The organism is Mycobacterium sp. 236(2023) (assembly GCF_029623955.1).
Lineage (GTDB): Bacteria > Actinomycetota > Actinomycetes > Mycobacteriales > Mycobacteriaceae > Mycobacterium.
In genome coordinates this window covers 527,284-549,685 of sequence record NZ_JARSBP010000002.1, presented here as the reverse complement: position 1 = coordinate 549,685, position 22,402 = coordinate 527,284, and the positions used below count along the sequence as shown (strand labels likewise).

23 protein-coding genes are annotated in these 22,402 nt (G+C 67.2%); 11 read left to right on the top strand and 12 right to left on the bottom strand.

The window, feature by feature from the left end; genetic code table 11:
* The first annotated feature begins 37 nt into the window (after positions 1 to 37).
* Both P9A17_RS05185 and mmsB read left to right on the top strand, forming a co-directional pair.
* Positions 38 to 1,195, top strand: coding sequence for an acyl-CoA dehydrogenase family protein (locus P9A17_RS05185; protein ID WP_278037519.1), 1,158 nt, complete (start codon positions 38 to 40; stop codon positions 1,193 to 1,195).
* Between the two features lie 14 nt (positions 1,196 to 1,209).
* Positions 1,210 to 2,082 carry a 3-hydroxyisobutyrate dehydrogenase gene (mmsB, locus tag P9A17_RS05180; protein ID WP_278037518.1) on the top strand — a complete coding sequence of 291 codons (873 nt, stop codon included), beginning with the start codon at positions 1,210 to 1,212 and terminating at the stop codon, positions 2,080 to 2,082.
* 91 nt (positions 2,083 to 2,173) lie between these two features.
* On the opposite strand, the gene P9A17_RS05175 is transcribed toward mmsB, so the two are convergent.
* Entirely contained in the window at positions 2,174 to 2,935 is a 762-nt protein-coding gene (locus P9A17_RS05175; RefSeq protein WP_278037517.1) for an HAD family hydrolase, read from the bottom strand.
* A 69-nt stretch (positions 2,936 to 3,004) separates the two neighbouring features.
* Between P9A17_RS05175 and P9A17_RS05170 the strand changes: the two genes are divergently transcribed.
* A complete protein-coding gene (locus tag P9A17_RS05170) occupies positions 3,005 to 3,637 on the top strand; it encodes a response regulator transcription factor (protein WP_278037516.1) in 633 nt (210 codons plus the stop codon).
* On the top strand, positions 3,634 to 4,842 hold the full coding sequence (locus P9A17_RS05165; RefSeq protein WP_278037515.1) for a GAF domain-containing sensor histidine kinase: 1,209 nt from the start codon (positions 3,634 to 3,636) through the stop codon (positions 4,840 to 4,842). The genes P9A17_RS05170 and P9A17_RS05165 overlap by 4 nt, the downstream gene beginning before the upstream one ends.
* Here P9A17_RS05165 and P9A17_RS05160 read toward each other — a convergent pair.
* The 10 genes from P9A17_RS05160 to secY are packed head-to-tail and all read right to left on the bottom strand — an operon-like array spanning position 4,839 to position 13,719.
* A complete protein-coding gene (locus tag P9A17_RS05160; protein ID WP_278037514.1) occupies positions 4,839 to 5,336 on the bottom strand; it encodes a MarR family transcriptional regulator in 498 nt (165 codons plus the stop codon). The two genes, P9A17_RS05165 and P9A17_RS05160, sit on opposite strands and share 4 nt — an antisense overlap.
* Before the next feature lie 23 nt (positions 5,337 to 5,359).
* A complete protein-coding gene (locus tag P9A17_RS05155) occupies positions 5,360 to 6,394 on the bottom strand; it encodes an aminotransferase class I/II-fold pyridoxal phosphate-dependent enzyme (protein WP_278037513.1) in 1,035 nt (344 codons plus the stop codon).
* On the bottom strand, positions 6,394 to 7,416 hold the full coding sequence (locus tag P9A17_RS05150; protein WP_278037512.1) for a 3-oxoacyl-[acyl-carrier-protein] synthase III C-terminal domain-containing protein: 1,023 nt from the start codon (positions 7,414 to 7,416) through the stop codon (positions 6,394 to 6,396). The genes P9A17_RS05155 and P9A17_RS05150 overlap by 1 nt, the downstream gene beginning before the upstream one ends.
* The gene (locus P9A17_RS05145) at positions 7,413 to 8,063 is read right to left on the bottom strand and encodes an SRPBCC family protein (RefSeq protein ID WP_278037511.1); all 651 of its coding nucleotides are present in this window, start codon (positions 8,061 to 8,063) and stop codon (positions 7,413 to 7,415) included. The genes P9A17_RS05150 and P9A17_RS05145 overlap by 4 nt, the downstream gene beginning before the upstream one ends.
* Complete coding sequence (locus tag P9A17_RS05140) at positions 8,044 to 9,702, bottom strand: thiamine pyrophosphate-binding protein (RefSeq protein WP_278037510.1); 1,659 nt, start codon at positions 9,700 to 9,702, stop codon at positions 8,044 to 8,046. The genes P9A17_RS05145 and P9A17_RS05140 overlap by 20 nt, the downstream gene beginning before the upstream one ends.
* Before the next feature lie 49 nt (positions 9,703 to 9,751).
* A complete protein-coding gene (locus P9A17_RS05135) occupies positions 9,752 to 10,462 on the bottom strand; it encodes a zf-HC2 domain-containing protein (protein WP_278037509.1) in 711 nt (236 codons plus the stop codon).
* Positions 10,459 to 10,992, bottom strand: a complete 534-nt coding sequence (locus tag P9A17_RS05130) for a sigma-70 family RNA polymerase sigma factor (protein WP_278037508.1) — start codon at positions 10,990 to 10,992, stop codon at positions 10,459 to 10,461. The genes P9A17_RS05135 and P9A17_RS05130 overlap by 4 nt, the downstream gene beginning before the upstream one ends.
* A gap of 37 nt (positions 10,993 to 11,029) precedes the next feature.
* Positions 11,030 to 11,830 carry a type I methionyl aminopeptidase gene (gene map, locus P9A17_RS05125; protein ID WP_278037507.1) on the bottom strand — a complete coding sequence of 267 codons (801 nt, stop codon included), beginning with the start codon at positions 11,828 to 11,830 and terminating at the stop codon, positions 11,030 to 11,032.
* A gap of 9 nt (positions 11,831 to 11,839) precedes the next feature.
* A complete protein-coding gene (locus tag P9A17_RS05120) occupies positions 11,840 to 12,385 on the bottom strand; it encodes an adenylate kinase (protein ID WP_278037506.1) in 546 nt (181 codons plus the stop codon).
* Positions 12,382 to 13,719, bottom strand: coding sequence for a preprotein translocase subunit SecY (gene secY / locus P9A17_RS05115; protein WP_278038610.1), 1,338 nt, complete (start codon positions 13,717 to 13,719; stop codon positions 12,382 to 12,384). Before secY ends, P9A17_RS05120 begins: the two co-directional genes overlap by 4 nt.
* A 250-nt stretch (positions 13,720 to 13,969) precedes the next feature.
* Here secY and P9A17_RS05110 point away from each other — a divergent pair, with 250 nt between their 5' ends.
* Genes P9A17_RS05110 through P9A17_RS05095 form a run of 4 tightly spaced genes read left to right on the top strand, consistent with a single transcriptional unit; the run spans position 13,970 to position 17,683 of the window.
* Positions 13,970 to 14,905, top strand: a complete 936-nt coding sequence (locus P9A17_RS05110; RefSeq protein ID WP_278037505.1) for a class I SAM-dependent methyltransferase — start codon at positions 13,970 to 13,972, stop codon at positions 14,903 to 14,905.
* A 27-nt stretch (positions 14,906 to 14,932) separates the two neighbouring features.
* On the top strand, positions 14,933 to 15,862 hold the full coding sequence (locus P9A17_RS05105) for an SAM-dependent methyltransferase (protein ID WP_278037504.1): 930 nt from the start codon (positions 14,933 to 14,935) through the stop codon (positions 15,860 to 15,862).
* A complete protein-coding gene (locus P9A17_RS05100; RefSeq protein ID WP_278037503.1) occupies positions 15,849 to 16,748 on the top strand; it encodes a class I SAM-dependent methyltransferase in 900 nt (299 codons plus the stop codon). Before P9A17_RS05105 ends, P9A17_RS05100 begins: the two co-directional genes overlap by 14 nt.
* Before the next feature lie 5 nt (positions 16,749 to 16,753).
* Positions 16,754 to 17,683 (top strand): class I SAM-dependent methyltransferase, encoded by a 930-nt coding sequence (locus P9A17_RS05095; RefSeq protein ID WP_278037502.1) that lies wholly within the window; start codon positions 16,754 to 16,756, stop codon positions 17,681 to 17,683.
* On the opposite strand, the gene P9A17_RS05090 is transcribed toward P9A17_RS05095, so the two are convergent.
* Positions 17,649 to 18,224, bottom strand: a complete 576-nt coding sequence (locus tag P9A17_RS05090) for a TetR/AcrR family transcriptional regulator (protein ID WP_278037501.1) — start codon at positions 18,222 to 18,224, stop codon at positions 17,649 to 17,651. The two genes, P9A17_RS05095 and P9A17_RS05090, sit on opposite strands and share 35 nt — an antisense overlap.
* A gap of 130 nt (positions 18,225 to 18,354) precedes the next feature.
* Between P9A17_RS05090 and P9A17_RS05085 the strand changes: the two genes are divergently transcribed.
* The 3 genes from P9A17_RS05085 to P9A17_RS05075 are packed head-to-tail and all read left to right on the top strand — an operon-like array spanning position 18,355 to position 22,395.
* Positions 18,355 to 18,774, top strand: a complete 420-nt coding sequence (locus tag P9A17_RS05085) for an MmpS family transport accessory protein (protein WP_278037500.1) — start codon at positions 18,355 to 18,357, stop codon at positions 18,772 to 18,774.
* Positions 18,771 to 21,626 (top strand): MMPL family transporter, encoded by a 2,856-nt coding sequence (locus P9A17_RS05080; protein WP_278037499.1) that lies wholly within the window; start codon positions 18,771 to 18,773, stop codon positions 21,624 to 21,626. The genes P9A17_RS05085 and P9A17_RS05080 overlap by 4 nt, the downstream gene beginning before the upstream one ends.
* Positions 21,627 to 21,642: 16 nt before the next feature.
* Positions 21,643 to 22,395 carry an SDR family oxidoreductase gene (locus P9A17_RS05075; protein WP_278037498.1) on the top strand — a complete coding sequence of 251 codons (753 nt, stop codon included), beginning with the start codon at positions 21,643 to 21,645 and terminating at the stop codon, positions 22,393 to 22,395.
* Positions 22,396 to 22,402 lie beyond the last annotated feature (7 nt).

Below are 22,402 nucleotides of genomic sequence, written 5' to 3'. Positions count from 1 at the left end.
CACCGCCGACGAGCGCTCGCGCGAGGAGCAGACAACTGTGGATTACTTCGGGTTGGACGACGACGAGCGCGTCATCGCCGAGACAGCAGCCGCGTTCGCCGAAAAGCGGCTGGCGCCAAACGCTCTCGAATGGGATGCGACGCATCACTTCCCCACCGATGTGTTGCGGGAGGCCGCCGAGCTCGGGATGGCGGCCATCTACTGCCGTGACGACGTCGGCGGCAGCGAGCTTCGCCGTATCGACGCGGTGCGCATATTCGAGAAGCTGGCATCGGCCGATCCGACCGTGGCGGCGTTCCTGTCGATCCACAACATGTGCGCCTGGATGGTGGACAGCTTCGGCACCGACGAGCAGCGCAAGACGTGGGTGCCGAAGCTGGCGTCGATGGACGCCATCGCGAGCTACTGCTTGACGGAGCCGGGCGCGGGGTCCGACGCGTCCGCTCTGCGCACCAAAGCGGTGCGCTCGGGCGATGAGTGGGTGCTCGACGGTGTCAAGCAATTCATCTCCGGTGCGGGCGAGTCCGATGTGTATGTCGTCATGGCGCGCACCGGAAGCGAAGGCCCGAAAGGGATCTCGGCGTTCATCATTCCGAAGGACACGCCGGGCCTGAGCTTCGGCGCCAACGAGGAGAAGATGGGCTGGAACGCCCAGCCCACGGCACAGGTCATCCTCGAGGGCGCCCGCGTTCCCGCCGACGCACTGCTCGGCGGTGAGGAGGGCACCGGCTTCGGCATCGCGATGAAGGGCCTCAACGGCGGCCGCATCAACATCGCCGCCTGCTCGCTCGGCGGCGCACAGGCCGCCTACGACAAGGCCGTCTCCTACCTCGCAGACCGGCAGGCGTTCGGCGGCGCACTGCTCGACGAGCCGACGATCCGCTTCACGCTGGCCGACATGGCCACCGCGCTGCAGACGTCGCGCACCTTGTTGTGGCGCGCCGCAACAGCTCTCGACGACGACCATCCCGATCGGGTCGAGCTGTGCGCGATGGCCAAGCGCTACGTCACCGACGCGTGCTTCGAGGTCGCCGACCAAGCGCTGCAATTGCACGGCGGCTACGGCTATCTGCGGGAGTACGGGCTGGAGAAGATCGTCCGCGACCTGCGGGTGCACCGAATTCTTGAGGGCAGCAACGAAATCATGCGTGTGGTCATCGGCCGGGCGGCCGCGGGCCGGGCGCGCGCATCCTGACGGGAGAACAGAACATGACGACGATCGCGTTCCTGGGGCTGGGCAACATGGGTGGCCCGATGGCCGCGAACCTGGTGTCGGCCGGGCACACCGTGCACGGTTTCGACCCGGTTCCTGCGCTCAAGGAGGCCGCAAAGGCCAACGGCGCCAGCGTGTTCGACAGCGGCGCCGACGCGGTCGCCGACGCCGATGTGATCATCACGTCGCTGCCCAACGGCGCGATCGTCAAGGCCGCCTACGCCGAGATCCTGCCCAAGGCGAAGTCCGGCGCGCTGCTGATCGACACGTCGACCATCTCGGTCGACGACGCCCGCGACATCCACGGCCAGGCCAAGGAGCACGGTCTCGCGCAGCTCGACGCCCCCGTCTCCGGCGGCATCAAGGGGGCCGCGGCAGGCACCCTGGCGTTCATGGTCGGCGGCGACGACGATGCTTTCGAGAGCGCCAAGCCGGTGCTCGAACCCATGGCGGGCAAGATTATTCACTGCGGCGCCTCGGGCGCGGGGCAGGCCGCGAAGCTGTGCAACAACATGGTGCTCGCGGTGCAGCAGATCGCGATCGGCGAGGCGTTCGTGCTCGCCGAGAAGCTCGGGCTGCCGGCGCAGTCGCTGTTCGACGTGATCACCGGCGCGACGGGAAACTGCTGGTCGGTGCACACCAACTGCCCAGTGCCGGGCCCTGTTCCGACGTCGCCGGCCAACAACGATTTCAAGCCGGGCTTTGCGACGGCGCTGATGAACAAGGACCTCGGGCTGGCGATGGCCGCCGTCACGTCGACCGGGTCGAAGGCACCGCTTGGCACACACGCCGCCGAGATCTACGGCAAGTTCAATGAGGACCACGCGGACAAGGACTTCAGCGCCGTCATCGAAGCACTGCGCGGATAGAGACACCGGCGCCGAATCTGAAGTAGTTGGCGAGAAACCGGGGAGATCACACGCAAAGGTTCAGATTCGACGCCGGCGCCGGCTTCAGGGGTCAGGCAGCCGTCGGCCTCGGATGGGTCTCCCACCACGCGTCGTGCGCGCGCTGGCAGTCGGCGACTCGCAGCGGGGCTCCCCCACCGGCACTGTCACCTTCGACCAGCACCGTCGCCAGACCGGTGGCGGTGGCTATGCGCTGACTCGCCTGCGACCCCGCGAACGCAAGTGAGTCGTTGACCGGTGCGCCGAGTTCGGCCAGCGCTGCCGCGTAGAGCTCTTTGCGCGGCACGTCGTCGGTGGTCACCACCGCGCCGGCGATGCCCTCTCCGATCAGTTGGCGTACCAACGGCTCCACCCAGCCGTGGCTGCCGGAGCTGACGATGCCGACTCCGACGCCGGCGCCGTAGGCCTCGGTCAGCAGGTCGACCATGCCCGGTCGCGCGGCGATGTCCGCGTCGAGGATCGTCTCGTCGAGGATCATCGCCTTGGTCGCGCAGATCTCGTCGACGAGCAACTCGGCCAGGACGTCGCATTCGCTGCTGACGCCGCGTTTGCGCAGTTCGGCGGCGACCCGCCGACGTTCGTCGGCCAGCGCCTGGAGCTGCCGGTATCGAGGTTCCGACCAGGCGATGTCGAGCCCCAGCGCGGCGAAGGCGGCGTTGAACGCCCGCCGGTGGCCTGCGCTCTCGACATCGGCGAGGGCATCGAGATCGACGATGACCGCACTGAGCTTCGTGAGTGGCTGCGGCTGCGCCGGAGACGGCCAATCCCACCAGAACCGTCCGGCACGCCATGCTTTCTGCTGTGTGGGCTGCACGAATCAAATGGTGGCCTACGTCACACCCCAAGCGCCTCCCCCATGTGGGGGATTCCTTACAGTGGGGCCATGGCGGGCGGCGCTCCGGTGCGAATAGTGCTGGTAGATGACCATGAGATGGTCATCGAAGGCCTCAAGGCGATGCTTGCCGCGTTCGGCGACAGGGTCACCGTGGTCGGCCAGGCGGTCGGTGCGGACCGGGTGATGAGCGTGGTCGCCGACCTGGACCCCGACATCGTGCTCTGCGATGTCCGGATGCAGGGATCCAGCGGGCTGGACGTGTGCCAGCAGCTGCGCAAGCGCTACCCGGACCGCAAGATCGTGATGCTGTCGGTGTACGACGATGAGCAGTACCTCTTCCAGGCGTTGCGGGTGGGCGCGTCGGGATACCTGCTCAAGAGCATCAGCAGCGAGGAGCTGGTCCGGCAGCTGGAGTTCGTGCACGGCGGCCAGACCGCGATCGACCCGACTATGGCGTCCCGCGTCGTGGAATGGCCGGGCGCCCGCCAAGGCCTCACCCAGCGGGAGAGCGAGATCCTGGAGCTGGTCGTCAACGGACTGCCCAACCGGGCGATCGCCGCGAAGCTGGTCATCGGCGACGAGACGGTCAAGACGCACCTGAGCTCGATCTACCGCAAGCTCAACGTCAGCGACCGCACCGGAGCGGTGGCGACCGCGCTGCGCGAAGGGATCTTCCAGTGAACCGGCCGCTGCTGACCGCCGATCGCGAGCTGGCCCTGCTGCGCGAGCTCATCCAGGCCGCCTCCAGCGGGCCGGGCGTCGAACCGCTCGCCGCCGCGGCAGCCCGGATGATCACCGCGGCCACCGACAGCGACGTGTGCTTCGTGCACGTCCTCGACGACACGGAACGGTCGTTGACGCTGGCCGGGGCGACGCCCCCGTTCGACGCCGAGGTCGGCAAGATCAGACTTCCTCTGGGACAAGGCATCTCGGGCTGGGTGGCGAGTCACCACGAGCCGGTGGTGATCAGGAAGGACAAGGAGTCCGACCCGCGCTACCTACCGTTCAGCTCGCTGCGCGGCCGCGATTTCACGTCGATGGTGTCGGTTCCGATGGAGACGGACCCCGGCGGGCTGGTCGGCGTGCTCAACGTGCACACCGTCGCCGAGCGCGAGTTCGGTGCGCGCGACGTCGAGATCCTGCTCGTCATCGGTCGGCTGATCGCCGGCGCCATGCATCAAGCCCGGATGCACCGCCAGCTGGTGGCCCGCGAACGGGCGCACGAAAATTTCGTCGAGCAGGTCATCGAGGCCCAGGAGCTGGAGCGCCGCAGGCTGGCCGGCGACATCCACGACGGCATCTCGCAGCGGCTCGTCACGCTGTCCTACCGGCTCGACGCGGCCGCACAGGCGGCGAAGAATCCGGACGACCGCGCGGCGCTGACCGAACAGCTCGACCGGGCACGCGAACTCGCCGATCTGACGCTGCAGGAGGCCCGCGCCGCGATCAGCGGGCTGCGGCCGCCGGTGCTCGACGACCTCGGCCTGTCCGGTGGGCTGGCGAGCCTGGCCCGGTCGATCCCGCAGATCGGCATCGAGGTCACGCTGGCCGAGGACCGCGTACCCGACCACATCGAGTTGGCGCTGTACCGCATCGCGCAGGAATGCCTGCAGAACGTCGTCAAGCACGCACGCGCCGACAAGGCCAAGCTCACGTTCTCCGTCGAGAGATCCGACACCGGAGACGTCGCCCGGCTGGAGATCGTCGACGACGGCGTCGGGTTCGACACGCTGGAGCATCCGCTGGGCAGCGACGAGATGGGCGGTTACGGGCTGCTGTCCATGGCCGAGCGCGCCGAGATAGTCGGGGGCAGACTGAACATCCGGTCGCGCCCGGGCAACGGCACCGCCGTGACCGCGACGATCCCGCTGGCTCGAAGCAGTTAGAAGTCGCCGGCGCTGCGGCGCAGTGTCTCGATCGCGGTGGCCAGCGTGCGGGACTGCTCGTCGGTGATCCCGATGTCGCCGAAGACGTCCTTGTTCAGCGTGACGGTCGCATCCTCGACGGTGGAGCGGCCCAAATCGGTGATCTGCACCAATGTGGTGCGGCCGTCGGTGGGGTGCGGCAGCCGCTCGACGAGACCGTCGGATTCCAGCCGCCGGATGGCGTGGGTGACGCTGGTGACGTGCACCTGCAGCCGGTCGGATGCTTTCGTGATGGGCAGTGCCCCGGTGCGGCTGAACGCCAGTAGCCGCAGCAGCTCGTACCGCGAGAAGCTCAGGTCGTAGGGGCGCAACGCGTTTTCGACGCGCGCGAGCAGGATCTGGTGGGCCCGCATCACCGACGTCACCGCGACCATGCCGTCGGCGACCTCACCCCACCCGGAGCGCTCCCAGTTGGCACGCGCCGTCGCGATCGGGTCGCGCCGCTCGGATGCCACACATGTCTTCTTACCGCAAAGCCTTACTCGATTGCCTCACCGACAGCGCGGACCACCGCGCGGGTGGATGCCCGCGATCCGACGGTGATCCGGACGCCGCCACTGGCGTAGTGGCGTACCTGGAGGCCGGTGTCGTTGAACACGTGCGGCCAGGGCAGCTTGCCGGCGGGCAGGTAGACGAAGTTCGCGTGCGCGTCGGTGCTGTACACCCCCATCGTGCGCAGCCGTACATGCAACCGTCGCCGTTCGGCGGTGATGGTCCGGATCCGCTGCCGCAGCTGACTTTCCGCCTCGAAGGACGCCGCCACCGCGACGGTCGCCGCGAGCGGAATGCCGAACGGCAGCTGCATCGTCCACAGCCTCCGGCCCAGGGCGGGCGCGCAGAAGCCGTACCCCACCCGCAACCCGGCCAGCCCGTAGGCCTTCGAGAACGTCCGGACCACGACGACATTGTCGAACCGCTGCACGAGATCGATCGCGTCGATGCGGTGTTCGGGCGCCAGGAATTCGGCGTAGGCCTCGTCGAGGATCACCACGGTGTCCGACGGCACCCGCGACAGAAATCGTTCGAGTTCGTCGATGGGGTCGATCGTTCCGGTCGGGTTGTGCGGCCGGCACACGATGACCACACGGGCACGCCCCGCCACGGCGTCGGCCATCGCGTCGAGGTCGTGGCGGCCGTGCGCATCCAAGGGCACGGTGACCGATCGCAGCCGTGCCATCTGCGCGAAGATCGGATAGCCGTCGAACGTCGGGAATGACATCACCATCGTGTCGCCAGGCGTCGTCACCGCTTGCAGCACCTGCATGATCACACCCGTCGCCCCGACCCCGATGACCACCTGGTCGTCGGCGACGCCGAGCCGGCGAGCAATCACCGACCGCAGGCGCTGCGGCAGGAACTCCGGATACCGGTTGAGGGAATCCAGTGATGTGGCGAGCGCGGCGCGCACCGCGGGTAGCGGCGGGAAGGGACATTCGTTGAGCGACAACGCCAGTGGGTTGACCGCTGCTGGCAGGGCGGCGACAGCGTCGGCGAGTGCAACTCCTGCGGCCATCAGCCCCGCCCGCCCCACTGGACAGCGGCGGCACCCGCGAAATCACCGGCATGCGCGAAGGCCGCCATCAGTACGGTGTCGCCCCGCTCGACCCGGCCGTCGGAGACGGCGCGGTCCAGGTTGACGGGGATGCCTGCGGCGAACAGGTTGCCGCACTGGTCGAACGTGTCGACGTGGCGTTCGGCGGGCAGCTCGAGGGCGTCGCGCCAGTTGCGCAGGAACGCGCGGTTCGGTTGATTGGTGACGAACAGGTCGACGTCCTTGGGTGACAGGCCGATTCGATCGCACACCGCGTAGCTGACCTCGGGAACCTGGCGGTTGCCGCGAGCGAGCACCTTGGTGATCTTGCTTTCGGTGAAGCCGATGCAGCCTTCACCGGGACCGGCCTGCCACCATTTCCTGGGCGGGTCGACGGCGATCGTCATGTCGCCCGCATACTCCCCGTACGTGCGGCATTCGACGTCGAGGATCGGCGACTCGTCCGAGACCGTGACCAGCCCCACCGCGGCGCCGTCGCCGGGCACCGAGGACTGCGCACGACGGCGGATCGTCGGCTGCTCGAAGATCTGCCCCGCGGCATTCTGCACGACGGCGATCAGCGCCGTGCGGCCTTCTCCGGAGGCCAGCAGGTTGCGGGCGAGTTTCATGCCCAGGAGGAACGCCGCACACCCGCCGTTGTGCAGGTCGATCACCCAATTCGGTTTCATGCCAAGGCGATGCGCCATTCCCCCACCACCGCCGTAGAACGGCACGTCGGGCAGCTGGGTGTGCGTGATCAGGATGTCGGCGCCACTGACGACATCCTGACCGTGCCGCGCGATCAGGCCTTCGGCGGCCCGCTCGGCCATGTCGACGGCCGTCGTCTCGGGATCCACGTGGTGCCGGTAGCGGGGTGCCCGGAACATGACGTTGTCGCGCAGTTCGTCGGTCTCGGCGAACTGCGCGTAGTACTCGGCACCGATCGGTTCGCCGGGCAGATGCACCGACACGTCGACGAGACTCACGGCGTTGTTCATCGTCATCGCATCCATCCGGGGGTGATGGACTGTCCGTTGCGGTGGCGGTATTCGGCGATCGCCTTGAGGTTCTTCAGTTCCAGCAGGTGGCCGGGGCCGAACATGTCCCAGAAGTCTCCCACCCACACCGCCCTGTTCGGCGGGGCCGTCTCCGGATAGGGGTTGTGGTCGTAGAACGGATGGTGGCAATTCGTCCACAGCACAACCGATCCCGGTTTGTCGAACACCACCTGAGCGTCGACGATGCGCATCAGGTAGATCATCCACAGGTGCTTGCCCTGGTCCCATGCGCAGTGATAATCGACGGTCAGCGCATCGCGGTTGGCGACGGTGCGCGTGTAGATCGCGCTGCCCGGCCCGGTAGGTCCTGCGCCCAGCCGGTCGTGGGCCAGCCACAACCCCGGTTCGTCGGTGGGTGTGAACCCGCGCAGGCTGTACGTCCACTCTTCGAGAGACCTTGTGTCGGAGAGGTACTCGAACAGTTCGTCGGGAGGACAGGCGATGTAGTCGTTGACGGTGCAGTAGGTGCCGAACACGTCGTCGTGCGGGTAGACCGACCGCATCATGTCCATGATGATCGGGGTGGCCTTCTCCCTGGGCGACGTCTCGATCCTGATGAGCTCGTCGATATCGTCAAGTACGGGCAGCGACATGAGAATCCTCTTTCGTGGTGAGAAACGCGGCGAACGGCGGAATTTCGTCCGGTGAACAGTCGACGGCCACTACGGCGGGGCCGTCATGATCGAGGGCGACGCGCAGCGCCGCGGGCAACTGGTCGACATCGGACACGTCGAGGGCGGTCAGGCCGGGGAACATCGCGGCCAGACCTGCGCCGAGCCGGCTGGGGCCGAATCGGTTGTAGCTGTAGCGGTCTCCGTAGAACTGCTGTTCCCGGGTCACACACATGGCGTGAGCGTGATTGTCGAAGAGGCAGAACGTGATCGGCAACCGGTACTGCAACGCGGTGTGGATCTCCATGCCGTGCATGAAGAAGGCGCCGTCACCGGCGATGACGACGGTACGGCGGCCGCGGTGGAACGAGACGCCGATTCCCGCCCCGAAGCTGTATCCCATCCCGCCCATGCCGAGCGCGACGAGGAACCGCCCGTCCCGGCGTGCGGGCAGGTAGTGGATGGCGGAGGCGCCGATGTTGCCCGCGTCGACGACGATGTCGCAGCCGTCCGGGATGGCCTCGTCCATGATGCGCATCGCGGCGCGGTAGCGGACCCCGGGCCCCTCGGCAGGAGGGGGCTGTAACTCCCTGCGCGGCAGGGGTGCCGGAACGGCGCGCCGCGACCGTCGGACCGCTTCGAACAATGCCGAGAGCGATGCGCGGAGGTTTTCGCTGTGGACGTGTGCGCACGGAAGATACGGCGGCGCAGACCCGATCGACAGTGTCGGCACCGTCGTCAGGACACCGTCGAGTCCGGCCCGCGCCGTGACCGACATCCGCGTGCCGAGCAGCAGGCAGACCGCGCTCTGCGCGACCGCGGTGACGACACTGGGATGCCCCATCACCCCCGACACCCCGATGGGCGATTCTGCGACGTCCTTGGCGTCGGGCACCGTGACCACCCGCGCGCGGAGCGCCGTGCCCAGCCGCATCAGTTCCAGACGCGCGTCGTCGGCGCCCACCTGCTCACCCGCGATGATCGTGACCGGCCCCGTGGTGCTCAGCAGTGCCTCGGCAACGGCGGTGACGTCCGAACACACTGGCCTGCGACGCTTTCCGTCCGTCCAGTGGGCGTCCTCGATCGCGGTCTGCTGAATATTCTTGGGCAGTAGGAGCACCGCGGGACCCCCGCGTTCAGCTTCGGCGAGCGCTTCGGGTAACGCAGTGAGAATCTCCTGTGCGGTCCGTATCCGGCGGCAGTAGCGCGAGACGGCGGAGAACAGTGCCACTGCGTCCAGGGCGCCGTTGTCGCCGCTGGTGTCCTGGAAGGACCCGTGGCCGTCGAGCGGGGTCGGAGCCTGGCCGATCAGCGCCAGGACAGGAACGCGGCTGGCCAGCGATTCACCCAGTCCAGCAAGGGTATTGAGACATCCGCCACCCGAGGTCGCCGCGACGACGGCGATCGGCCCTCCGCTGCGGCGGTAACCGTCCGCCATGGCCGCCGCCGAGAACTCGTGCTTGGTCAGGACCGCCGTGATGTCATCGCGGAAATACGCTGCGTCATAGAGGTCTTCGATGTTGGCGCCGTCGACGCCGAAGATATGCCTGACACCGTGTGCGGCCAGATGGTCGACGATGTGATCGACGACGCGGATGCCTTCGCCCGACCTGACTTCCATACCGGTGACACGAGACCTCTAGGAGGGTCGGTTCACCTGGATTCCGGATTCACAGGTCTTTCTCAAGCAGCACTTTCCCGTCGGCCGTCGAAACCAGTTGCACCGCAGCGATTTCGCCCATGTTCATCGGGGTGGTACCACTGGGCAGCGCTGTCGCACCGGACAGGCCGAGCCACGTCGCGATCTGTGCGCGGCTGCCGTCGTGACCGACCACGACCATGCCGAGGTCCTGCGGCTTGACCGCTTGGGCGCTCTGTCCCCACTCGCCGTAGGAGCATTCCATGTCGATACGCGTGCCCCAGCCGTAACCGGTCAACGCGATGCTCGCGTTGATCGGCGTCTGGGACACCTTCTCCATGTCCAGCATCTGTGCCGACGTCTGCTGCGTGCGCGCCCTGTGCAACCCGAAGATCTCGGGCCGCAACGCCACCACCACCGCCATGGCCAGCAGCACGGCGGCCACCCCGGCGGCCGTCGACGTCATCCAGCGGGCCCGGCGCCTGCGCGCGCCGACACGGTCGATCACCGAGGTGAGCACCTCGGGTCGCAGCGGCGGGTCGGGTTCTTCGTCGTCGAGCGCCATCACCTCGTCGAGGTCGAGCATCGAAAGCAGCGCCGGCATCCCGCCGAGTTCGGCGACCGCCGTGCGGCACCGGGTGCAGGCTTCCAGATGCGCTTCGTATTCACGGCGTTCATCGCTGGACAGCGCGCCCAATACGTAGGCGGCGTCCCACGTCCGGTAGGTGTCATCACTCATCATCGAGTCACCCCCATCTCTTGTAGGCCGAGCCGCAAGGCCCGCATGGCGTAGTGCAGCCGGGATTTCACGGTGCCTTCCGGGATCTGCAGATCGGCTGCGATCTGCGCGGTGGTCCAGCCCTGGTAGTACGCCCGACGCACCACGGCTCGATGCTCATCGGACAGTTGTCGCAATGCGGTGCCCAGCAGTATCCGGTCCAGCGCACCGTCCACCTCGTCGGGTGACGCCAGATCGGAGACCTGCTCCGGATCGGGTACCCCCGTCTCATGCCTGTGCCGGGCACTTCGACGTTCGTCGATGATCATGTTGCGCGCCACTGTGAACAGCCATGCCCTCGCCGACCGGTCGACGTCGGCGGTGACATCGGGATGCCGCCAGGCGCGCAGCAGTGTCTCCTGCACCACGTCCTCGGCCCGTGCGCGGTCGCCGGTGAGTCGCAACGCATAGCGCCACAACGCGGCGGCGTGCTCGTTGTAGAGCGCCCGCATCACCGCGGCCTCGGGGTCGTCCCGGTGGTTCACTGCTGTCATCCTCCGCTAGGTAATACGGAGACAGCGAGCTTTCAGTTCACCGAGCGGTGAGAATCCGGGGCCCGTCGTCGGTGACCGCGACGGTGTGCTCCCAGTGCGCCGCGCGGGATCCGTCGGTGGTGACGACGGTCCAACCGTCGTCGAGGACGGCCGTCTTGCGGGTTCCGAGGGTGAGCATGGGTTCGATGGCCAGCACCGAGCCGACGGCCAGGTACGGCCCGCGTCCCGGCGAGCCCTCGTTGGCGAGGAACGGATCCATGTGCATCTCGCGCCCGATGCCGTGGCCGCCGTATCCCGCGACGATGCCGAACTTGCGGTCGTAGCGGATCTCGGCGGCCTTGGTGCCCTGTTCGATGGCATGAGAGACGTCGGTCAGCCGGTTGCCTGGCACCATCGCGGCGATGCCGGCCTCCATGGAATCCCGCGTCGCAGCGGACAGCGCCTCGTCGGCGGGAATCAGGTCGCCGACGCCGTAGGTGAAGGCGGAGTCGCCGTGCCAGCCGTCCAGGATCGCCCCGCAGTCAATCGACACCAGGTCGCCCGCGGCGAGCACATCGTCGGCGGTGGGGATGCCGTGCACGACGCGGTCGTTGACCGACGAACAGATCGTCGCGGGAAAGCCGTGGTAGCCGAGGAAGGACGGAGTGCCGCCACCGTCGCGGATCACCGCTTCGGCGACCGCGTCGAGGTCCAGAGTGCTCACTCCCGGCGCAGTCGCGGCGCGGACCGCTGTGAGGGCGGCGGCCACGAGTGCTCCCGCGGCCGCCATGGCGTCGAGTTCCCCCGCGGTGCGTTGGGGAACGACCTTGCGGCTGCGCAGGCCGGGCAGAGAAACCATGGGCGACCGCTAGCGGCCGAGCGCCTTCAGCGCGCGGGCAAACACCTCGTCGAGCTCGCCGACGGCGTCGACGGTCTTGAGGTCGTCGGAATAGAAGTCCAGCAGCGGGGCCGTCTCGTCGCGGTACACCTTGAACCGGTTGCGGATGACGTCCTCGGTGTCGTCGGCACGGCCGCGGCCCTTGAGGCGGTCGACCAGCTCTTCCTCCGGCACCCGGAACTCCATGACGGCGTCGAGCGCCAGGCCCCGCTTCTCCAGCATCCCTGCGAGCGCCTCGGCCTGCTCGACCGAGCGCGGGAAGCCGTCGAGGATGAATCCCTCTTTGGCGTCGTCGTCGTTGAGTCGGTCGTCGACCAGCGCGTTGGTGAGGGTGGCCGGGACCAGATCGCCGGCGTCGAGGTACTTCTTGGCCTCGACGCCCAGCTCGGTGTTGTTGCTGATGTTGTAGCGGAACAGGTCGCCGGTGGAGATCTGCGGGATCCCGAGCTTTTCGGCCAGCTTCTGGGCCTGCGTTCCCTTGCCCGCGCCGGGCGGTCCCAACAACACGATTCTCACTTGAGGAACCCTTCATAGTTGCGCTGCATCAGCTGGCTTTCGATTTGCTTGACGGTGTCGAGGCCGACGCCGACAGCGATGAGGACAGCAGTACCGCCGAACGGCAGGTTCTGCACCGAACCGGTGTTGCCGATCTCCAGGAACAGGTTCGGCAGAACGGCGATGACGCCCAGGTAGATCGAGCCCGGCAGGGTGATCCTGGACAGGACGAAGCTCAGGTATTCGGCCGTCGGCTTGCCCGGGCGGATGCCGGGGATGAAGCCGCCGTACTTCTTCATCTCGTCGGCACGTTCCTCGGGGTTGAACGTGATCGAGACATAGAAGTAGGTGAAGAAGATGATCAGGCCGAAGTAGATCGCGATGTAGACCGGGCTGCTCGGGTCGGTCAGGTAGTCGGCGACGAACGTCTGCCACCAGCCGGTGCTGGGGGTGGAGCTGCCGCTGGTGATGAGCTGGGTGATCAGGTGCGGGATGTAGATCAGCGACGACGCGAAGATGACCGGGATGACGCCGGCCTGGTTGACCTTCAGCGGCAGGTAGGTCGACGTGCCGCCGTACATCTTGCGGCCGACCATGCGCTTGGCGTACTGGACGGGAATCCGGCGCTGGCCCTGCTCGACGAAGACGACGCCGATGACGATGACCAGGGCCGCGACGCAGACCAGCGCGAAGACCATGCCACCGCGGCTGTCGAGGATGTTCTTGCCCTCGCCGGGGATCGCCGAGGCGATGCTGGCGAAGATGATCAGCGACATGCCGTTGCCGACGCCGCGCTCGGTGACGAGCTCGCCCATCCACATGACCAGCGCGGCCCCGGCGGTCATGACGATGACGATGACGGCCAGCGTCCAGATGTTGAGGCCCTCACCCTGGCCCTGGATGATGTCCAGCGAGCAGCCCTGCAGCAGCCCGCCGTTGGCGGCGAGCGCCACGATGCTGGTGGCCTGCAGGATCGCCAGCGCGATCGCGAGGTAGCGGGTGTATTGCGTGAGCTTGGTCTGGCCCGCCTGGCCCTCCTTGCGGAGCTGTTCGAAGCGCGGGATGACGACGCCGAGCAGCTGCACGATGATGCTGGCGGTGATGTAGGGCATGATGCCCACCGCGAACACCGAGAGCTGCAGGAGCGCGCCGCCGGAGAACAGGTTGATCAGCGAGTAGATCTGACCCGATTCGCCGCCGCTGACCTGCGCGATGCACTGCTGCACGTTGGGGTAGTTGACGCCGGGGGATGGGATGGAGGCACCGACCCGGTAGAGGATCACGATGCCCAGCGTGAACAGGATCTTTCGCCTCAGATCGACTGTCCGCAGGGACGAGATGAAAGCCGAGAGCACTCTTTCCTCCTGCACGGCCGAGCGCTTAGGTCGCGGCGTGCTCATGGGGCTGGCGTGACCAGCGTCGGTTAAGTCGTGTGCGAGACGGCGCGAGCAGGCCAAACGACCTGCGCAAGTCACGCGTTCAAACAGTCTACGAGACTAACAGTTGCATTCTCGTTGGCCCGAATCATGCAGTCTCAGTCGATGCTCAGTTTCGGCGCGTACGGTGGCGAGAGTTGTTAAGTCACCTAATTAAAAAGGACAGGACATGCCCCGCACCGCAGATGACACCTGGGACCTCGCCTCCAGCGTAGGAGCCACCGCGACGATGGTCGCCGCTGCCCGCGCGGTAGCCACCAGGGCCGAGGAACCCGTCATCAACGACCCGTTCGCCGAGCCGCTCGTGCGCGCCGTCGGCGTCGACTTCTTCACCCGTCTCGCGAGCGGCGACCTGACCCCTGCCGACCTCGACACGACCGAGTCCGGCGAATCGCCGGTCGGGATGAACCGCTTCGCCGACGGCATGGCCGCGCGCACGCGGTTCTTCGACGACTTCTTCGCCGCCGCAGTGAGCGCGGGACCAGAAAAGATCAGACAGGCCGTCATCCTCGCCTCCGGGTTGGACGCCCGCGGCTACCGCCTGACGTGGCCCGCCGACATGACGGTGTTCGAGATCGACCAGCCCGAGGTCATCGAGTTCAAGGCCACCACGCTGGCCGGCCTGGGGGCGTCCCCGTCGACGAACCTCAAGACCGTCGCGATCGATCTGCGCAACGACTGGCCCTCGGCGCTGGCCGAGGCGGGCTTCGATGCGAGCGCGCCGACCGCGTGGATCGCCGAGGGACTGCTGGGCTACCTGCCGCCGGATGCACAGGACCGGCTGCTGGACACCATCGGCGAGCTCAGCGCGCCCGGAAGCCGTCTGGCAGTCGAGGCCGTTCCCTCCCATAACGACGTCGACCACGACGAGATGCGGGAGAAGATGAAGGAGTCGACGGACCGCTGGCGCAGCCACGGCTTCGACCTCGACTTCTCCGAGCTGGTGTTTCTCGGCGACCGCAACGACGTCACCGAGTACTTGCGCACCGGGGGCTGGACAGTCGAGGGCACCCCGACCAACGATCTTCTGGTGCGTTACGGACTCGAACCTCTCGAAAGCGACGAGGGCTTCGCCGACGTCGTCTACGTCAGCGCCGCCAAGTAGAGGACACACGGCTTCAAGGAGGCACGGATGGCGCGTACCGAGGGTGACACCTGGGACCTCGCGTCCAGCGTCGGGGCGACGGCGACGATGGTCGCCGCCGCGCGCGCCGTCGCCAGCCGCGAAGCCGAGGCGCTGATCGACGACCCCTATGCCGCGCCGCTGGTGCGCGCCGTCGGGATCGAGTTCTTCACCAAGGTCGTCGACGGCGAGATCGACTACTCCTCCGGGGACGATTCCGGGGCGGCCTCGTTGATGACGGACGTGATGGCGGTCCGGACGCGGTTCTTCGACGACTTCTTCGCAGATTCGTGGGCCGCCGGCATCCGGCAGGCCGTCATCCTCGCGTCCGGGTTGGACTCGCGTGCCTACCGGCTGGATTGGCCGACGGGCACCACCGTGTTCGAGATCGATCAACCTGCCGTCATCGAGTTCAAGACGGCGACGCTGGCCGCGTTGGGCGCGAAGCCGGCGGCGCCACTGCACACCGTCGCGGTCGACCTGCGCGACGACTGGCCCACCGCATTGCGTGAGGCCGGGTTCGACGCCTCCGTGCCGACCGCGTGGATCGCCGAAGGGTTGCTCGTCTATCTACCGCCCGACGCGCAGGACCGGCTGTTCGACGAGATCACCGACCTCAGCGCACCGGGCAGCATGCTCGCCACCGAGTACCACCCCGACGCGGGGGCCAGCATCGGCGAACGCAGCCGCGCCCTGCGGGACCAGTTTCAGGACCAGGGACTTGATCTCGACGTGGCGAGCCTGTTCCACACCGGGGAACGCACTCCCCCGGCCGACTATCTGGGAGCGCTGGGCTGGCAGGTCGGCGCCCAGGCCCGACCGGACGTGTTCGCCAAGTACGGCCGGCAGTTCCACGCTCCTGAAAGCCTTGCTGCACTGCGTGATTCGATGGCACTCACCGCAGCTCTCCCCGAAAGGAACACCGATGTCACGCACTGATGGAGACACCTGGGACCTGACCTCAAGCGTCGGCGCCACCGCGACATCGGTGGCCGCGTCGCGGGCGTTCGCGAGCCGCGGCCCCGATCCACTGATCCACGATCCGTATGCCGAACTCCTCGTCGAGGCTGTGGGAATCCCGCACTTCGTGCAGGTCGCCAAGGGCGACATCAACTTCGAGGGCGATCCGCTCTTCGGCGCCGACCAGATGAAGAGTCACATCGCGGTGCGCACCCGCTTCTTCGACGACTTCTTCACCGACGCGTGCGCCGCCGGTATCCGGCAGGCCGTCATCCTGGCCTCGGGGCTCGACACCCGCGCATACCGGCTGGCGTGGCCCGCGGGCACCGTCGTCTACGAGATCGACCAGCCGCCCGTCATCGAGTTCAAGACCCGGGTCCTCGCCGATGCCGGAGCACCGCCCACAGCGGAGCGCAGGACCGTCGGGATCGATCTGCGCGAGGACTGGCCGAAAGCGTTGCGGGAGGCAGGTTTCGAGCCCTCGGCGCCGACGGCGTGGATCGCCGAGGGGTTGCTCATCTATCTGCCGCCCGAGGCGCAGGACCGGCTGCTGGACAACATCTGCGCCCTCAGCGCGCCCGGCAGCCGCCTGGCCACCGAACACATGGACGTCAAGGCGCTGACCGGCGACTGGGCCAGGGCGATGACCGAGCGGGCCCGCAGGCATGGCAGCGACATCAACCTCGAGGAGCTGTTCTACAACGGCCCGCGCGCCAGCGCCGCCGATCACCTTCGCGCCCAGGGTTGGCGGACCGAGGTGCTGACCAGCTCGCAGGCCTACGTCGCGTACGGCTTCGAACCGGTCGACGATTCGCTACAGGCGATGGTCGGCGATTCCGGTTACCTCACAGCGACGTTGGGATAGCAGCCGTGGCGCGGACCGCAGACGATTCCTGGGATCTGGCTTCCAGCGTGGGGGCGACGGCGACGATGGTTGCGGCGGGCAGGGCTGCGGCCAGTGCGGATCCCGACCCGCTGATCAACGACCCGTTCGCCGAGCCGTTGGTGCGCGCCGTCGGCATCGAGTTCTTCACGAAGCTGCTCGACGGCGAGATCGACACGTCGCAGTTCCCCGACAGTTCGGCCGAGCGTGTGCAAGCGATGATCGACGGAATGGCGGTGCGCACCAAGTTCTTCGACGACTGCTGCGCGGCGGCGACGGCCGCAGGTGTCCGCCAGGTGGTGATCCTGGCCTCCGGGCTGGATGCACGCGCGTACCGGCTGACGTGGCCGGCGGGCACCGTTGTCTACGAGCTGGACCAGCCGAAGGTCATCGCGTTCAAGACGCAGACACTGAGCGGCCTCGGCGCCCAGCCGACGGCGACGCATCGTCCGGTCGCGATCGACCTTCGCGAGGATTGGCCTACGGCATTGCGAGATGCCGGATTCGACTCGTCGCAGCCCACCGCCTGGCTGGCCGAGGGACTGCTGATCTACCTGCCGCCCGAAGCGCAGGACGCGCTGTTCGACCGCATCACTGCGCTGTCCGCGCCGGGCAGCTCCATCGCCACCGAATATGCCCCCGGCATCATCGATTTCGACGCGACGAAGGTGAGCGCACTGTCCGAACCGCTGCGCGAGCACGGCCTCGATCTCGATATGCCGTCGCTGGTGTACGCCGGGGCGCGCAGCCATGTCATGGAGTATCTGAGCGGCACGGGCTGGACCGTCACCGGTGCGCCGCGCCTGGAGTTGTTCGAGCGCTACGGCCGGACGGCGCCGCCGGTCACCGACGAGACGGACCCGCTCGGCGAGATCGTCTACGTCAGTGCGACGTTGGAGCGCGGTAACCCAGGCTAGGCAACAGCACGTCGTCGACGAGGACCCTGACGGTCTCCTCCGTCGGCGTCCGCGGTGACACCAACCCCCGGAACACCAGATATCCGGGTAGCAAGTCGTAGATCTCGTCGTCGATCGCACCGGCGTCGATCTCGTCGCGTGCCACGGCGTCGGCGAGGACCGACTGCATCACCCGCCTGCGCTGGTCGATGAACTCGTGCTGCATGGCGTCGCGCAACCGGGGGCTGTGCGACATCTCGTTGAGTACCGCCCGCATCGTGCTGCCGTGCTCGCGGGCCTGCCTGCACACCGTCGCGCCGACCGCGAGCAGATCACCCCTCAGCGACCCGGTGTTCGGCGGCGAGTTCGCGCCCCGGGTTCCCTCGATGAAGGCGGCGAGCACCAGGTCGGCCTTCGACGGCCAGCGCCGGTACACCGTCGCCTTGCTCGCCTTGGCCTGCATCGCGACCGCATCCACGGTCAGCCGGTCGTAGCCGTGTTGCTGCAGTAGTTGCAGCGTGACCGCCAACAGCTCGGCTTCCCTGGTCGTCCAGTCGGACACATCTCCACCTTCGAAGGCGCTGATCGGAACAGTTGCGCCAGTGAGTACGGTACCGTACCGTTCTGATTCGGTGCGCCAGAACCGGACTTCGAAAGGCATTCGGGTGAGTGGTTTTTCGGCTGGCAAGGTGATGCGACGGCACTGGGCGTCGCTCGTGGCGGTCCTCGTCGTCGCCGTTGTCAGCTTCGGCATCTTCCGCCTCCACGGCATCTTCGGGTCCGACAACGTCGTCCAGAAACTCGGCGCCGACGCCCTGGAGAACACCGGCTTCGACCCCAAAGAAGTCCTACTCGAGGTGTTCGGCTCCCCCGGCTCGACCGCCACCGTCAACTTCCTCGACGAGAACGCCCAGCCCCAACGCGTCGACAACACGACGCTGCCGTGGTCGCACACGTTGACCACCGACGAGCCCACCCTGTTCGCCGACCTGCGCGCCCAGGGCGACGGCGACACCATCGGCTGCCGCATCACCGTCGACGGCGTCGTCAAGGACGAAAGGTCGACATCGAACGTGAACGGCTACATCTCGTGCCTGGACAAGACCGCATGAGCAACCTGATCCGCCGGCTGGCCGTCCCGATCCTGCTGCTGTGGATCGCCGTCGCCGCGGTGTCGAATATCATTGCGCCCCAACTGGAAGTCGTCGGGGCCGAGCGTTCGGTGTCGATGAACGCCGCCGACTCTCCGTCGATCATGGCGATGCGCCACATCGGCCAGGTCTTCGACGAGTTCGATTCCGACAGCGCTGCGATGATCGTCCTCGAAAGCGACCAGCCGCTGGGCGCGCAAGCCCACGAGTACTACGACGGACTGGTCAAGAAGCTCGGCGAGGACACCAAGCACGTCCAGCACATCCAGGACTTCTGGGGTGATCCGCTGACCGCGGGCGGGTCGCAGAGCAAGGACGGCAAGGCCGCACTCGTGCAGCTGTACCTGTCCGGCAACCAGGGCGAGGCCCTGGCCAACGAGTCCGTCGACGCCGTCCGCACGATCGTCGCCGACAACCCGCCGCCGCCGGGACTGCGGGCCTACGTCACCGGGGCCGCCCCGCTGATCACCGACAACTTCGAGGTGGGCAGCGCGGGTACCCACAAGGTCACCGGCATCACGTTCCTCGTCATCGCGGTCATGCTGCTCGTCGTCTACCGATCCATCGTCACGACGCTGCTCATGCTCGTGACCGTCCTCATCGAGCTCGCCGCGGCCCGCGGAGTCGTCGCGGCGCTCGCCGATGCCGGCGTCATCGGGCTGTCCACGTATGCCACCAACCTGCTGACGCTACTGGCCATCGCGGCGGGCACCGACTACGCGATCTTCGTCGTCGGCCGCTACCACGAGGCCCGCAACAGGGGGCTGGATCGAACAGCCGCCTATCAGGACATGTACCGCGGCACGGTGCACGTCATCGTCGGCTCGGGCCTGACGATCGCCGGCGCGGTGGCCTGCCTGAGCTTCACCCGGTTGCCGTACTTCCAGACTCTGGGCATCCCCGCCGCCATCGGCGTCCTCGTCACGCTGGCAGCGGCACTCACGCTGGGTCCGGCCGTCCTGCTGATCGCCAGCAGGTTCGGGCTGATGGAGCCAAAACGCAAGGTGCGCGCCAGCGGATGGCGACGCATCGGCACGGCGATCGTGCGGTGGCCGGGCCCGATCCTCGTCGTGTCGTGCATCATCGCCGTCATCGGCCTGGTCGCGCTGCCCGGTTACAAGACCAGTTACGACGCCCGTCCGTACCTGCCCGACTCCGCGCCCGCGGTCGAGGGTTACGCCGCCGCCGAACGGCATTTCTCCCAGGCCCGGCTCAACCCCGAGCTGCTGATGGTCGAATCCGATCACGACATGCGCAATCCCTCCGACATGCTGATTTTGGAGCGCATCGCCAAGAGCGTGCTGCACACTCCCGGCGTCAATCTGGTGCAGTCGATCACGCGGCCCCTCGGCACGCCGATCAGCCACAGCTCCATCCCGTTCCAGATCAGCGCCCAGAGTGCCAGTCAGATCATGAACCTGAGCTACCAGCAGGACCGCGGCGCGGATCTGCTCAAGCAGGCCAACGAGATCACGAACACCGTCGACATCCTGCGGCAGCAACTGACACTGCAGCAGGCCAGCGCCGCGGCCACCCACGATCAGACGCAGGCGTTCCACGACACCGTGACGATCGTCAACGACCTGCGCGACAAGATCGCCAACTTCGATGACCAGTTCCGGCCGATCCGCAACTACTTCTATTGGGAGCCACACTGTTTCGACATCCCGATGTGTGCGGCCCTGCGGTCGGTGTTCGACGCGATCGACGGAATCAGCCAGCTCAGTGAGCAGTTCACCACGATCACGGCGAGCCTCGACAAACTCGACGCACTGCAGCCCCAACTGCTCGCTCTGCTCCCACCACAGATCGCGATCCAGGAACGCAACCGCGACCTGATCCTGTCCAACTACGCCACCACGACCGGCACCAACAATCAGAGCCAGGAGGCGCTGGAGAACGCGACCGCGATGGGGCAGGCCTTCGATGACGCCAAGAACGACGACTCGTTCTATCTGCCGCCGGAGGCGTTCGACAACCCCGATTTCCAGCGCGGGCTGAAACTGTTCATGTCGCCCGACGGCAAGGCCGCCCGCATGATCATCACCCATGAGGGCAATCCCGCGACGCCCGAGGGTATTTCACATATCGATGCGATCAAGAACTCGGCCTTCGACGCGATCAAGGCCACGCCGCTGTCGGATGCCAAGATCTACGTCGCGGGAACCGCGTCGACGTACAAGGACATTCAGGACGGCGCCAAGTACGACCTGCTGATCGTCGCGATGGCGGCGATGGCGCTGATCCTGCTGATCATGATCTTCATCACCCGCAGCCTCGTCGCGGCGTTCGTCATCGTCGGCACGGTCGCATTATCGCTCGGAGCTTCGTTCGGGTTGTCGGTTCTGGTGTGGCAGTACATCTTCGGGATAGAGCTGTACTGGATCGTGCTGGCGCTGGCGATCATCCTGCTGTTGGCGGTGGGGGCCGACTACAACCTGTTGTTGATCTCCCGGTTCCAGGAGGAGATCGGCGCCGGGCTCAAGACGGGCGTCATCCGGGCGATGGCAGGCACCGGTGGGGTGGTGACGGCGGCCGGGCTGGTGTTCGCGGCGACGATGTCGTCGTTCATCTTCAGCGATCTGGTGGTGCTCGGGCAGATCGGCACAACGATCGGGCTCGGTCTGCTCTTCGACACGCTGATTGTTCGCTCCTTCATGACGCCGTCGATCGCCGCGATGCTCGGGCGCTGGTTCTGGTGGCCGCTGAATGTCCGGACACGGCCCGCCAGCCAGATGCTGCGACCGTTCGGATCCCGCAATGCCGTTCGGGCGCTGCTGGAACCGAGCTCGCCGCGCGACACCGCGTCCTGACACGCACAATCGTCGGATGACCAATAAGCCACGCAGCGCCATCGTCACGGGAGCTTCGAGCGGCATCGGCCTCGCCATCGCACAGGTTCTCCGCGAGGAGGGCTTCGCGCTGACCCTGGTGTCGCGCAGCCCGGGCAAGCTCGACGTCGCGGCCGAATCGCTGCGCGCGCAGCCTGGTCCCGAGGTGTCCACCGTGGCCGGATCGCTGGCCGACGAAGGCTTCCTCGATCAGATCGTCGACGCACACACCGAAGCATTGGGATCTCTCGACCTGCTGGTGAACAATGCCGGGGTCGCCGGCAACAGCACCGTCGCCGACATCACGGCAGAATTGCTCGACGCCCAGTTGGCGGTCAACGTGCGCGCGGTGGTGCTGTTGACGAGCAAGTGCCTGCCGCTGCTGAAAGAGGCTGTGCAAGAGCGCGGTTCCGCCCAGGTCGTCAACACCGCATCCAACGCGGGCAAGCGCGGTGAGGCGACGTTGTCGTCGTATTCAGCGACGAAGTTCGCCGTCGTCGGATTCACCGAGGCACTCCACGACGAGCTCGCGACGTCGGGCATCAAGGCGACCGCCCTGTGCCCCGGGCTGGTCGACACCCCGATGGCCGACGCCTACCGCGACCAGATCGCCGCTCCTGCCATGATCAGCCCGCGGGATGTCGCCGAGGTCGTGCGGATGACCACGCGGCTGTCTACGGCGTGCATCGTCCCCGAAGTGGTGCTGCTGCGGCCCACCGAATGGCTGCAACCCGACGAGGTCCGCGCCTAGCATCCGG

What these genes read in the sequence shown, in the direction of transcription:
- P9A17_RS05135 (WP_278037509.1), bottom strand. Translation starts at nt 10,462, where the DNA reads ATGATGAGTGATGACACCTACCGGACGTGGGACGCCGCCTACGTATTG.
- P9A17_RS05130 (WP_278037508.1), bottom strand. Translation starts at nt 10,992, where the DNA reads ATGACAGCAGTGAACCACCGGGACGACCCCGAGGCCGCGGTGATGCGG.
- P9A17_RS05170 (WP_278037516.1), top strand. Translation starts at nt 3,005, where the DNA reads ATGGCGGGCGGCGCTCCGGTGCGAATAGTGCTGGTAGATGACCATGAG.
- P9A17_RS05145 (WP_278037511.1), bottom strand. Translation starts at nt 8,063, where the DNA reads ATGTCGCTGCCCGTACTTGACGATATCGACGAGCTCATCAGGATCGAG.
- P9A17_RS05100 (WP_278037503.1), top strand. Translation starts at nt 15,849, where the DNA reads ATGTCACGCACTGATGGAGACACCTGGGACCTGACCTCAAGCGTCGGC.
- P9A17_RS05085 (WP_278037500.1), top strand. Translation starts at nt 18,355, where the DNA reads ATGCGACGGCACTGGGCGTCGCTCGTGGCGGTCCTCGTCGTCGCCGTT.
- P9A17_RS05110 (WP_278037505.1), top strand. Translation starts at nt 13,970, where the DNA reads ATGCCCCGCACCGCAGATGACACCTGGGACCTCGCCTCCAGCGTAGGA.
- P9A17_RS05150 (WP_278037512.1), bottom strand. Translation starts at nt 7,416, where the DNA reads ATGACGATGAACAACGCCGTGAGTCTCGTCGACGTGTCGGTGCATCTG.
- mmsB (WP_278037518.1), top strand. Translation starts at nt 1,210, where the DNA reads ATGACGACGATCGCGTTCCTGGGGCTGGGCAACATGGGTGGCCCGATG.
- map (WP_278037507.1), bottom strand. Translation starts at nt 11,830, where the DNA reads ATGGTTTCTCTGCCCGGCCTGCGCAGCCGCAAGGTCGTTCCCCAACGC.
- P9A17_RS05140 (WP_278037510.1), bottom strand. Translation starts at nt 9,702, where the DNA reads ATGGAAGTCAGGTCGGGCGAAGGCATCCGCGTCGTCGATCACATCGTC.
- P9A17_RS05080 (WP_278037499.1), top strand. Translation starts at nt 18,771, where the DNA reads ATGAGCAACCTGATCCGCCGGCTGGCCGTCCCGATCCTGCTGCTGTGG.
- P9A17_RS05075 (WP_278037498.1), top strand. Translation starts at nt 21,643, where the DNA reads ATGACCAATAAGCCACGCAGCGCCATCGTCACGGGAGCTTCGAGCGGC.
- P9A17_RS05105 (WP_278037504.1), top strand. Translation starts at nt 14,933, where the DNA reads ATGGCGCGTACCGAGGGTGACACCTGGGACCTCGCGTCCAGCGTCGGG.
- P9A17_RS05155 (WP_278037513.1), bottom strand. Translation starts at nt 6,394, where the DNA reads ATGGCCGCAGGAGTTGCACTCGCCGACGCTGTCGCCGCCCTGCCAGCA.